A 12,527-nucleotide genomic window follows, 5' to 3' on the forward strand; every position below is an offset into this window, starting at 1 on the left:
GACTAAAGACTGCTAAGGGCGGATCATGCCGATTTTCGCGCGCCGTCGAATCCAGTCAATGCTTGATGCGCTCGCAACCGTCCTCGGACCGGAAAAGGGCCGAGACCTCCTACGCCGGCTCAACGATTCCAAGCAGGTTGAGCAGGCGCTCCCCGCGGAAATGGAACTTGCCCTGCTCTGGGCGATCCAGTCGCTCGGCGACCTGGAGATTGAGCCGGAATGGTGGGGCGACAGCCGGCGACCCGACGCGATTACCGATGCCTTCGTCGAAGGGCGCACTACTGCCATCGAGATCGCGGCAACGACCGACAACGCGATTTCGGGCGAGGAGGACATGGACGCGATCGCGATCCAGATCTCCGAGGTTGCCAGCCGCGCCAGCAAGGGCACTGGCGACTATCTCTATTTCCGGTATCGCGAAGAGAGTGGATATGTTGACGGTCGCTACATCCGCCGTAGGCTCGCGCCACGTGGCTATCGTCTCACCGACGATGAGCGCGCGGCGATAACGCACTGGGTCGGTTCGGGTCAGTCCCGCTCGGCACGACTGCGCCTCCAGGCCAAGGGGCTCGACGTCGAGATCGAGCACACCGAGCGCAAGCAGACACGCTACCACAACCTCTATTCTTCGATGCCGCCGGAAACGCATTCACTCGAGGAGAACCCGCTGTTCGACTTGCTGGTGCGCAAGGCCAAGCAGTTGCGGGCGGCTGCGGCCGGCACCCTGCGTGTCCTCTTCGTCGCTGATGTCGGATCGACCTTGCTGCGGCGGGTCGGGCGCTTCGGCGAGCTCGACCATACCCGCCGGTTCGTATCGGCGCGCGAGATTATTCTCCACTTTCTCGCAGGTCGCGGTCGCAACGTCGATGCCGTCGTCACCGTCTCGCCGTTCAAGGAACTGAAGAGGTTCAACGGCTTTAATCCGGATGGTCGCAAGCCGCGACGCTGGACCGTCGCCTTCTTCGGCACACCACAGTTGCCGGAACCGCCGCCCGCGCTCGACATGATGGCGGGGCTGCTGCCCGATCCCCACTATGAGGGCTATCAGGCGCGCTCCCTCTTTCGCCAGGGTGCCTTCTCCCCCTCAAGGACAGGACAATATCTTGGGATGACCGTACGATCCAATCGCGGCTCCGGCCGGTTCAGTGTCGAATTCCCGGCACGGATGCTCCTCGATCTGCTTGCCGGCAGGATGACCGAAGAGCGCTTCCGCAAGCAACTCGACCCACGCGACGAAGGGCGGAACATTTTCAAGACCTGGCTGGATTTGGGCTTCACCATTAGCGCTGCCGAGCTGGCGCCTCGCAGCGTCGATGAGGATGACGATCATCTGATCCTGCATTTCACTGACGATCCTGCCGCACGGCCATTCAAGCTGCCGGAACAGCCGGCCGAAGATGCATCCGGAGGCGCCCCGGCTTCGCACCGGGATGCCAGCGATCATTGAGGGGTATCTTATGATTCGGAGGCTCGGCGGGGTGCTGGAGACCCTTCGTCGCGCGGAGGCTCGGCGCCTCGATTAGGTAGGGTATCAAGCACCCGCATCCCTTTCCCACGGAAAAGGGATGCTTCGGTCAAATGGAAGATTTCGGTGAAACCTGCCGTTCGTCCCCTAGCTCCAGACGGCCTGATTTGGTCGGCACCGGCCCTTATTGCTATCTTTAGCAAGGCTCTCCGTTTGTGGCCCTGACAAGCTCCATCGGGGCGCAGCCGGAAGCCGTCACCATCAAATAGCAGTTGACGCGAGTGGTATTGCGTTCAGGCGAAGCGGCGGACGACTTGCTGGGCGCGCATCTGCAGCCGCCGGGTAGTGACGCCCTCCATGGTACTCAGTGCCTGTCTCAAATCGCCCCTGCCAAAGCGCGCACGAACGACAGCAGCAATTGCGCGCTCCTCCTCGCGGTCGAGCAGGTCGACCGGATCGGGTTCCGTGCCAAATGTCATGAGCGGGCTCCTTCTACGAATTTCGTAACACGATATTGGGAACGTTGGAAGGACATCAATGGCTCCGCTCGAACGCTGCGGCCATCAAAGCGGTCATTCGGGCGATCAGCCGAACGGTATCGACGGCCTGCTCCTGTCGGTCGCCGGGCAAGCGGCGAAACCGGCCAGGCCGATCGGACGAGACGGCAACCACACCCCAGATCCGCACCGGATCGCCCAATCGCACCGGGACGGCCGCCATGGAGCGGTAGCGCGTGCCGTCATAGGGCTTCTGCAAGGCTTCCGGCACCTTTACGTCGTGCGCGCTGACGCCGTCCTGCCCATCCGACATGACAACGACATCCTGCCGCGCCCACGCCGCACCGACCGCGCCCTGGTTCATCTTCCAGCGACGTGAATGCTTGTGCTCGTCGGCACGCAACGCGCGCTTGGCCGAGATGCGCACCAGCTCATCACCCTGGACCTGAAAGACGGAGATGACCCATTCCTCTTCCTGCTCCAGCCCGATCGAGACCAGCAGATGCCGCAGTGCCATTTCGATCATCACGTCGACCGTACCGACCGGGTCCGCCTCCGGGATCAGCAGCGCCTGTTCCAAGGCCTCGCGCATGACCGTGTTAGCGTCTATCAACGCCAGGCGGCGGCGGTCGAGCAGGGAGGCCGAGGATTGTCGATCCTGCAGCTTGCGGCCAGCCTCGATCGCTTCCTCCGCAATTTCTTCGGCTTGGGTGAGAAGCGTGGTGAGCTCGAGCTTTCGAAAGTCGAAGCGGGCGACGAATGCCGCGCCGACACCGGCCAGGGTCGCACCCACGAACACGAGCACCGTCCCCGCGGTCCCATCGAATGCCTTGGCGAGCGCCGCCAGGAATGCACCGAGCACGCCGACGATCACGAACCAGAGCCGCAGCTGCTCCAAACCCTGGATACGCTCACTGATCTTGCGCAGTGCACCATTGCGGTTCGGCTTCAGGCGGGCTTCGAGGCTCTCGAAGACGGAAGTCACTTCCGTGCTCACCGAACACACCACAGTCGCAGTCGCAGGCATTGGTCGGTGAGTTCGCCGCCGGCGGCCGGGACGAGGCGGCGGGTGCGCTCCTCGAACTTCAGATCGATGCCGGTCGGCGGCTGCGCACGAAACGCGCTGCTGCGCCAGATGAGATCGGCCTGGGTGCTGAAATCGCCGGCGTGGACTGCGGTGGGAGAGCGCGCGAAGGCATCGTAGCGCGCGAGCAGATCGGGATCGAGTTCGAAGATGTTCACCGCTAATGATCCTTCAAGAGCACGCCAACTGATGTCGCAACCGAAAGTACGGTCTGGATGGCATCCATGACAAGTCCGGCCACATCCACAAGCATCAGGCCAGGCCCGGTGCCGGCAACACTCGCCGGCGCGTCACCTGCCGATCACCCGCCGGGCTGTCGATGCCACCGCCGCCGGTCGCACGTTCGACCGGCCGCTTTGGTCCGCGCAAGATGCTCCGTGAGGTTGAGGGGAGTGACCGAGTTTGGTCGACCCGCGACTTGCCGCCCGGTTCACGCCGCGTGGAGTTAAAGTGACACCCCCCGGGCCTTGGCCGGCGCTTGCGAGTATAATCGGCGCTTTCTTCGGCACATTCGTCGTCGCGGATACGACAACCCCGGCTGCCTCGCTCGACCCGCGCGCTAGCGACCGTGGCGGGATTGGTGGTGAATGCCGCCATTCGACATCCAACCACCGCGTCCGCCTCAGCGATCGGTGATGACCGGTTCGACGATCGTTGCCAGGAAGCCGAGGCAGACGAGCGAGGACAAGGACAGGAACAGGAACAGTTCGTTCCAGCTGTAGGCGTCGAGAATGGCCCCGGCGGCGAAGGGGAAGCAGGCTGCCCCGAGTGCGGCACCCGTGTTGAGCGCGCCGTACGCCACGGGATAGATCTCGCGGGTCGTCAGGCTCATGGGATAGATCGAGAAATGGGGATAGCCCAGACCGACGACAAAGCCGGTGGCGACCAGCAGGGCGCCGACCAGGAACGGATCCGCAGGGGCATGGATCAACAGGGCGAGCGCCGCGGCGGTGAACAACGCGCCGAACATCATCAGCGGCTTGCGACGAAGTCCCAGGACATTGTCCGAGAGCCAGCCGCCTGCAAGATTGCCCGCCACGGCGCCGCCGAACAGCGCCGAGGCAAGGACGCCGGCAGTCGCGAGGGGGAAATGCCTTGCATTCAGCAGATAGGACGGGATCCACGCCAGGAAGACATTGAAGATGCCCACCATGAAGATGGTGGCGCAGGCATTGCCGATGAGGTTCCACGACCGGAAGACGCCGGCGACGCTGTCGATCTGCTCGATCGAACGCAGGCGAATCAGCCGGTCGATCCAGCCGGGTACCCGCCCTAGCCGTTCGCTGACGGTCCTAGCCTCGCCGGCGGTGCGGCTGTCCCTGATCCGAGCGAGCTCGGCGGGCGAGACGAAGCGAGAGTCTTCGGGCCGGCCCTTGACGAAGAAGAACCAGATCAGGGCCGCGCCGAGCACCGGCACTGCAAAAATCTGGAAGATCGCGCGCCAGCCGTGCATCTGGAGGATCAGCACGGCGATGGGCGGGCAGAGCACCGGGCCCAGCTTGGACGCACCCCAGTAGAAGCCAGTCGCGGTGCCGCGATCGCGCACCGAGAACCAGTGGTTGATGGTCGTCATGCAGCAGACCGAGATGATCGCCTCGGCAATCCCCAGCAGCGAGCGGTAGACCTTGATGTCCAGGGTCGAGCCGCTGGTGCCGATGAGGTACGAGGCGCTTGCCGCCGCCGCCAGTGCACCCAGCATCAGGTGCCGCGCTCCGAAACGCCGCACGAGCATGCTCGAGGGAATCTGCGCGGCTGCGAAGCAGAAGAACATCAGGCTCGCAAAGAGGCCTGCCTCGGCATTGCTGATGCGGAACTCGCCGCGGATCGCCGGGAGCGCCACACCGAGATTGGCCCGGTCGGCGGCGACCAGCATGTAGATGAAGCAGACGAGGGCGAGGATGACCCAGCGAAAGTGCGTGATTTTCTGAATGCCACTTGCCGGCTCGCCGGAGTGGTCCGCCGACGGTGCTTGAGGTGCTTCCACCGTCATGGACGGATGGTGGCGGCGAGGGCCGCACCGACCCTGTCGGCGCCATAGTCGCGTTCGGCCGCTTCCCTGGTGATCACACCGTCGCGCAGGTCACGGGCGATCTGCTCGACCGGGCGGTCGCCGGCCGGTCCGAACCCGCCGCCACCGGGTGTTTCTATCCGGATGCTCTGCCCGGCATTCAGGACGAAGTTGGCGACCTTGGTCGGCAGCGCCTTTTCATCGTTGCGTCCGGCGTTGAAGACCACGGCGCTGAGACCGCCGGTGCCGCCGCCCGCGATGCCTTCCGCACCATGGATGTAGCTGTCCGACCGCGCCGAGAAGGTCGTTGAATCCTCCAGCGCCCGGATTTGCCGCGCGATGCCGAGGCCGCCGCGCTGGCGACCAGCCCCGCCGGAGTTCACCGCAAGTCCATATTCCTCGCACAGGAGCGGGAACTCGTTTTCCAGGGCCTCGGTCGGCATGTTGAGGCTGTTCGTGATGTGGACGTGAATGGCGTCCATTCCGTCCCCGTCCTGTCGTGCGCCGCCGCCGCCGCCGAGCGTCTCGGCAACGACATAGAAGCGCCCATTTTCCGGACGGGTGCCGGACAGCATGATCGATGGCAGCAGGTCGTTGCTCGACGCAATGAGCCGGTCCTCGGGGAGCACGTCGCGAAAGGCGCCGAACACCGCGCCTGCCACCTTCTGGCAGGTGTTGCTACGCACGCCGCACGCTGCGGGGAAGCGGGGATTGAGGATCGACCCTTCCGGCGCCGCGATGGTGACTGCGGTGAACATGCCGCTGTTGGGCATCAGGTCAGGATCGAGGAGGGCTTTCACGCAATAGTAGATGGTCGCCCGAAGCGCACTGAAGGGAACGTTGAAGGCGCCCTGCGCCTGTGGGCCCGTGCCTTCGAAATCGACATGCAGCGTCTCGCCTCCCAGCGTCAGGGTGGCGACGATCGGAACCGGCGCACTGCCGCTGCCATCGTCGTCCAGCCAGGTGGTGAAGCTGTGTGTCGCCGCCGGCAGCGCGGCGACACGCCGGCGCAGTCGATCGGCCGTGTAGGCGTAGACGTCGGCGATCGCCGCCTGGGCCTTCTCCACTCCCATCCGCAGGAACAGGGCCCTGGTCTCCTCGCCGCCCCGCGCGTTGACCGCGATCTGGACCTTGAGATCGAGACGCCTTTCTTCCGAGAGTCGTGAGTTGCTGGCGATGAGGTTCAGCAGGTCCTCGTCCACCGCACCCGCCCGGGCGATGCGGATGATCGGAATGCGCAGTCCTTCCTCGAAGATGGTGCGCGCACCCGGCGAAATGGATCCCGGCACTGCGCCGCCGAGGTCCGAATGGTGCCCGATGTTGGCGGCAAAGGCGATGACCTGACCCTCGATGAACACCGGGCTGACGATCGAGACGTCTGGGATGTGCGTGCCTCCCGCCAGGTAGGGATCGTTGCAGATGAAAGCGTCACCCTCGGCCATGTCCTCGACGCTGTAGCGCTCGAGCAGCGCTTCCACGGCGCCGAGCAGCGAGCCGAGGTGGATCGGGATGTGGGTGCCCTGCGCGATCAGGCCGCCGCGTGCATCGAAGATCCCGACCGAAAAGTCCCGTCGCTCCTTGATCTGCGAGGAGTAGGAGGAGCGCATCATGTTGAGCGCCATGTTCTCGGTGATCGAGAGCATTCGGTTGGTGAAGATTTCCATCTCGATGGCGTCGAATTGTTGGCCACTGGCCGGGTCGCGGGAGTCGTGCATGTCCGCCATGATGCTTCTCACTCAGTTCGTGATGATGATGTTGCCGTAGCCGTCGATCACGGCCGACTGGCCGGCGAGGATCACGGTGGTCGAGCTCATCTCCTCGATGATGGCCGGGCCGGAAACGGCTTCGCCCACTGGGAGTGCGGAGCGCCGGAAGATCGGTGTCGCCAGCCAGCCTTCCGACGATCCATAATAGACGCTGCGCTCGTCGACCTGCGCGTCCGCGATCGAGGCGCCGCCCGCGTGGGAGGCGTCGAGCGTCCTTGGCACCTGTCCGATGGCCCGAAGGCGGCAGCTGACGATGTAGACGGCCTGGTCGGGATGGTCGTAGCCATAGGCGGCGCGGTGGGCGGCCGCGAACTGTGCGAGGAATTCCTCGAGGCTCGTTCCGCCGGCCGCGTGAAGTGGAATGCGGATCTCGTGGCTCTGGCCCGCATAGTGCGCGTCGACGGCGAGATGGAAGCTGCGCAGATCCGGCGCGACATTCTCCGATGCCAGCCAGCTGTCCCCCTCGGCGGCCATTTCCTGCAGGGCCAGACTGGCCGCTTCCCAGCTTTGCGGCGTTGCAAGCGCGAGCTGCATCCGCACGAAGTCGAGGCTGACATCGGACAGCAGGACCCCGCGGGCACACATGGTCCCCGGCTCCTGCGGCACGACGATGCGCCCGATCCCGGCCTCGCGCGCCACCTCGGCGGCGTGCAACGGCCCGGCGCCACCGAATGCGAAGAGGGCAAGATCGCCCAGATTGTGCCCCTGTTCGGTGGAAACCGCCCGGATGGCGCGGCTCATGCTCGCGGCGGCGACCTGGATCATGCCGAACGCGGCATCCTCGACCGAGATGCCGAGCGGCCCCGCGACCTTTTCCTCGATGGCAGAGACGGCAGCGGCGCGATCGACCGGCATGCGGCCATCGAGAAGCACGACCGGGTTGAGCCGGTTGAGGCAGATGTTGGCATCGGTCAGCGTCGGCTCGGTGCCTCCGCGGCCATAGGCGACCGGACCAGGGGCCGCGCCGGCGCTCCGGGGACCCAGCTTGAGCGCCTTGGCCTCGTCGACATGGGCGATGCTGCCGCCCCCGGCACCGATCACATGGATGTCGATCATCGGCAGCTTGACGGGATATCCCGCGACCTCGCGGCTGGATGCAAGCTTGGGGACGCCATCGACGATCAGCGACACGTCGGTGCTCGTGCCGCCCACGTCGAAGGTCACGAGGTTGGGAAAGCCGGCGGCCGCGCCTACGGCCGCCGCGCCGATCACACCGGCCGCGGGCCCCGAAAGGCAGGTGGTGACGGGAAGACGCTTGGCGCTGTCGATCGAGAGCAGGCCGCCGTTGGAATGGATGATCATCGGCTCGGCCGCGATGCCGAGATCGGCGATCTTGCGCTTCAGGCGGTCAAAATAGGCCTCCATGCGCGGTCCGACATAGGCGTTGAGAACCGTCGTCGAGGTGCGCTCGTATTCGCGGAACTCGGGCAGGACACGCGAGGAGACGCTGACATAGACCCCGGGCAGCCGGCGCGCGGCGATGCGCGCGGCGGCTTCCTCATGGGCCGGGTTGCGATAGGTGTGGAGGAAGGAAATGGCGATCGCCTCCACGCCCGTCCCGGCCAGTTCGTCGAGCACGCGCTCGAGCTCGGCTTCGTCGAGCGGGGAGAGGCATTCGCCCCTGGCGTTCAGCCGCTCGTCCACCTCCAGGCGACGATAGCGTTCCACCAGCGGATCCGGCTTGCGGACCGCCATGTCGTAGAGCGATGGCCGCGTCTGCCGCCCGATCGCCAGGACGTCGCGGAAGCCCTTGGTCGTCACCAGTCCGGTCGGCACGCCGCGCCGCTCGATGATCATGTTGGTGGCGACGGTCGTCCCGTGCCCTATGTAGGATATGGTCTCGGGCGCGATCGCGAAGAGCTCGATGATCTGCGCGATCCCCGACACGATCGCGTCCGACGGATCGGCGGGCGTCGAGGAGATCTTGTAGTAAAGGTTCTCGCCGCTTTGTGAATTCGTGATGGTGAAGTCGGTGAAAGTGCCGCCTACATCCACGCCAATACGATACATTATCCTTGCACCCTTCCGATCGCCTGAAATATGCGATGCGTTGTCGAACAAGACCTGAGCGTCATTTTCAGGTCACCTGTCCTGGTCTCTGGGGGAGGGCTGCCTTCGCAGGTGCCCACCCCTTTCGCGTTCCGCTGCGACCGCCTTAGAAGTCCACCTGCAGTCGACCATAATAAGACCCGCCGGTGAAGCCGAAGGGGCTGAACCGAGGATATTGATTGTAGCCGAACTGGGCGAGCGGGATGTTGTTCGCGGGCGGATAGACGTTGAAGATGTTGTCCGCGCCGGCCGCGATGCTGACTTGGCTGGTGATGTGGTACTGGACCTGCACGTTGGTGATCCACTTGGCCGGGAAGAAGCGGTCCAGCGAGGGATTGACGCCGGGCGCGGTGAACTTGCCGTACCGGATGCCTTGCAGGTTGAAATCGAGCTTGTCCCAGTTCCAGCTCGCGCCCAGGGCAATCTTGCTCTCGGGTATCGCGTCCGTGAGATACCCTTGCGTCACGCGATCGACCAGCTGGTAGCCAGCGCCGAGGGCATCGAGCTCGGGCGGATTGGCGCCGATCCTCGTGATCTTCGTATGATTGAGATTGAGCGCCGCCGTCAGCCTCACCGTGCCGAGGTCACCCAGGCGCCGCCGATAGGTGGCGATCACGTCGGCGCCAATCGTGCGCGTGTCGAGCGCGTTGGTGAAATATTGCCCCGTGAGATTGGGCGAGAGCCCGTTGGCGACGAGGATGGCATTGACCGCAGGCCCCTGCAGGATGCTGCTGAGCGCGATGCGATTGTCGACCTTCACGATGTACCCATCGACGGTCAGGCTGAAGTCCGGCGACGGGTTGAGCGTGAGGCCCACGCTCGTGTCGAGCGACTTTTCCGGGCGCAGCGGGCGAGCGCCCAGCGCGATCGCAGCAGGATTGTCGACCGGCAGGATCTGGTTCGTGATCACCTGCCCCAGCGTTGCGGCAGCGGTGCTCGGCGTGATGCGCGCATTGGAATAATGCTGCTGAACGAGGCTCGGCGCGTGGAAGCCATTGCCGAACGAGCCACGAAGCGAGAGCCAGTCGGTGAGCTTGTACCGGCCGTCGACCTTGCCGACCACGCTGGTTCCCGACGAGTCGTTGAAATGCTCGACCCGGCCAGCGACCCCGAGGAACAGCCGGTCGTTGGGTTCGTAGCCGAGCTCGCCGTAGCCGCTGACGACATTGCGGTTCCAGGAGCCGGCATCCGCAGGGCGGAAGCCCGGCGCATATTGCGCGCCGCCCGCCAGCGGCACGCCGGCAAAGGCCTGTCCGGTGGGGCGGACATAGGAGCCGAGGGCGTAGCTCGCAGGATCGCCTTCGGTAATCCTGAAGTTCTCCAGCCGGTCCTGCAGCCCGAACGAGACCTGCAGGCTGCCTCCGCCCGGCAAGTCGTACTTGCGCGTCACGTCGAGGGAATTGACCCATTCGCGCGAGCGCAGCGTGCCGAGATAGAAGTCGGTCGGGCTCGTCGGCCCCAGGCTCGCATTGAGGCTCTGGTAGAGATACTGGGGGGCGTTGTCCTGCCCGGCTGTCGTCGAAAGGCTCCAGTCCCAGCCGCTCAGGGTCCCGCGGGCACCCAGTGCGATCTGCCCGTCGCTCTCGCGGATCTGGAAGACCGGATAGGCGAAGTTGGGGTAGAGCTCGGGAAGGGCGGCCGCGCTGTTGGGAATGATCGGCGGATAGATGATATCCTGGATGCGCCGGTTGAACGTCCCGAACGAGAAGACCTCGACGTCGCCGATCTGGTCCTTGGCGTTGTAGCCGATCTGGAACTGCTTGTACGGGAAGGCGCCGAACCCCTTGCTGATCTGGCGATCGACCGTCGCCTCGCGCGGGTCTGGCTGCCCGTTCGGCAGACGAGGATAGAGCTGGACCGTACCGGCGACCGGGTAGGATCGGTCGGAGGCATTCTGCTTCTGCGCCGAGAAATAGAGGTTGAGCGATCCCGTGTCGGAATATTTGAACCCGTAGTTGCCGCGCACGATCAGCAGCTCGCCATCGCTGCGATCCATGTTCTGCCCATATTGCGCGCTGATCGAGCCGCCTTGCGTGTCCTTGAGGATGACGTTGATGACGCCGGCGACCGCGTCGGAGCCATATTGGGCGGCGGCACCCTCGCGCAGCACCTCGATGCGCTCGATCGACGTCGTCGGGATCATGCCCAGGTCCACCGGCACCGAGCCGTTATAGACCTGGTTGCCCACGTTTATGAGCGCGGTGTGATGCCAGCGGAGGCCGTTGACGAGGACCAGCGTGTGATCGGGGTTGAGGCCTCGCAGGCCGCCCGTCAGCACCGCGCTCGACGTGCCCGCGCCGGCCTTGGCGGGTTGGTTGAACGAGGGGATCTGCATCTGCAGGTCCTGGTAGAGGTTGGCGCGGCCGCCCTGTGCGAGTTCCTTGCCACTGATCACATCGACGGGCGTGGGACTGTCGGTGACGGAACGAGCCTTGCCGCGCACGCCGGTTACGATGATGTCGGCCGCCGTATTCTCCGCTGCATCGGTCGCGCCCGTCTGTCCCCACGCCGGGGCGACCATCGCGAGGCCTCCCATCAGCGCCAGGGCCGAGATCGCCGGCCGCCCGAGCATCATGTGTTGGATGCCGCTTTTTTTCTGCATTTTTCCTACCCCTCGTTCTTTTCCCCGCGAGGCCGACGGCGTCGCAAAGCCGAACTATGAGGATGGCAATCAATTCACACAAAGACCGACTTTCTAGTCGACTATTCTCTGAGGTTATAGGAATCGAGCGCGCGGCGCCAGCATGGACGGGGGAGCTTATTGCGCGCGCTGGAGCCGGACAGGCCGAGATCTTGTGCGCTCGTCGCGCCCGGCGAGCTTCGTGTGCTCGCGAGCGAAGGGGCTAGAGGCCGAATGCCGACGCGGCAGCGGCAAGATGCCTGGCGAGTTCGTCGGGTGCCTGGAGGAACGGCGAGTGGCCGGTTTGCATCACGAAGACCGGATCGCAGGGAAGTGCCGCCTGCTGCGCGCGTTGCAGGTCAGGCGCCATGGCATTGTCGTGGGCACATTCGACATAGGCCCGCGCGAGGCGTCCAAAGCGGTCGGGCGAGAGCCGAAGCGCCTCGGCCATCGGGCGCGCCGGCTGGGAACAGAGCCGTGCGAGCGCTGATGATGCGTCCGCATCGTCGCAGCCATTATAGTAGCGCTCCCTGGCATGCCGTGGGTCGTCGGCGAGAGACAGGCCATCCTCGCTGAGGCTCAGGCCTTCCGGCATGGCCCTGCCCGCGAAGAGATCGATCGCAGCGGCGCCGTCGGGCAGGAGTACGCCCGAGACATAGACAAGGCCGCCCACCGCTTCGGGCACCCGTTCGGCCGCCTCGCTGATCGCGATCCCGGCCAGGCTATGTCCCACGAGGACGGTGCGTTCGCCTTGCCGGCGAGCAAGGTCGGCCAGGAAGTCGCCATAGACGGCGAGGCTCACGTCCTGGTGCGCCATCCAGTTGCCGGCCGACCCGGGAAGGTCGGGCGCCAGCGCCCGGTGCCCCATGGCCTCGAGCCGGGTGGAAACGCGATCCCAGCACCAGCCGCCGTGGAGCGCGCCATGGACGAGAATGAATGTAGCCAAGCGTTCCTCCCTGCCAGCCCATCGCGTAGCGGCATCCTACCCCGTTGGTGTTAGCCGAAGCCGGCTATTCCTTTCAGGCTCCCTGGGTCGAA

The 12,527-nt window shown here is 65.1% G+C and carries 9 protein-coding genes; 1 reads left to right on the forward strand and 8 read right to left on the reverse strand.

From position 1 onward, the window contains the following. Positions 1–25 precede the first annotated feature (25 nt). A complete protein-coding gene (locus tag ACETPF_RS19790; protein WP_373936328.1) occupies positions 26–1,447 on the forward strand; it encodes a hypothetical protein in 1,422 nt (473 codons plus the stop codon). 311 nt (positions 1,448–1,758) lie between these two features. Here the strand turns inward: ACETPF_RS19790 and ACETPF_RS19795 are convergent, their stop codons facing one another. The 8 genes from ACETPF_RS19795 to ACETPF_RS19830 form a co-directional block, all read right to left on the reverse strand. Beyond that, on the reverse strand, positions 1,759–1,944 hold the full coding sequence (locus ACETPF_RS19795; RefSeq protein WP_373936329.1) for a hypothetical protein: 186 nt from the start codon (positions 1,942–1,944) through the stop codon (positions 1,759–1,761). Positions 1,945–1,999: 55 nt separating this feature from the next. After that, on the reverse strand, positions 2,000–2,959 hold the full coding sequence (locus ACETPF_RS19800) for a GAF domain-containing protein (RefSeq protein WP_373936330.1): 960 nt from the start codon (positions 2,957–2,959) through the stop codon (positions 2,000–2,002). Beyond that, a complete protein-coding gene (locus tag ACETPF_RS19805; RefSeq protein WP_373936331.1) occupies positions 2,956–3,204 on the reverse strand; it encodes a hypothetical protein in 249 nt (82 codons plus the stop codon). The genes ACETPF_RS19800 and ACETPF_RS19805 overlap by 4 nt, the downstream gene beginning before the upstream one ends. 464 nt (positions 3,205–3,668) lie before the next feature. Continuing rightward, positions 3,669–5,036: an MFS transporter gene (locus ACETPF_RS19810; RefSeq protein WP_373936332.1), complete on the reverse strand. Its 1,368-nt coding sequence runs from the start codon at positions 5,034–5,036 to the stop codon at positions 3,669–3,671. After that, complete coding sequence (locus tag ACETPF_RS19815; RefSeq protein WP_373936333.1) at positions 5,033–6,778, reverse strand: hydantoinase B/oxoprolinase family protein; 1,746 nt, start codon at positions 6,776–6,778, stop codon at positions 5,033–5,035. Before ACETPF_RS19815 ends, ACETPF_RS19810 begins: the two co-directional genes overlap by 4 nt. 12 nt (positions 6,779–6,790) lie before the next feature. Beyond that, the gene (locus tag ACETPF_RS19820; protein WP_373936334.1) at positions 6,791–8,830 is read right to left on the reverse strand and encodes a hydantoinase/oxoprolinase family protein; all 2,040 of its coding nucleotides are present in this window, start codon (positions 8,828–8,830) and stop codon (positions 6,791–6,793) included. Between the two features lie 145 nt (positions 8,831–8,975). Continuing rightward, complete coding sequence (locus ACETPF_RS19825; protein ID WP_373936335.1) at positions 8,976–11,471, reverse strand: TonB-dependent receptor plug domain-containing protein; 2,496 nt, start codon at positions 11,469–11,471, stop codon at positions 8,976–8,978. 241 nt (positions 11,472–11,712) lie between these two features. Further along, positions 11,713–12,435, reverse strand: coding sequence for an alpha/beta fold hydrolase (locus tag ACETPF_RS19830; protein ID WP_373936336.1), 723 nt, complete (start codon positions 12,433–12,435; stop codon positions 11,713–11,715). Positions 12,436–12,527 lie beyond the last annotated feature (92 nt).

The organism is Sphingobium agrisoli (assembly GCF_041877245.1).
GTDB lineage: Bacteria > Pseudomonadota > Alphaproteobacteria > Sphingomonadales > Sphingomonadaceae > Sphingobium.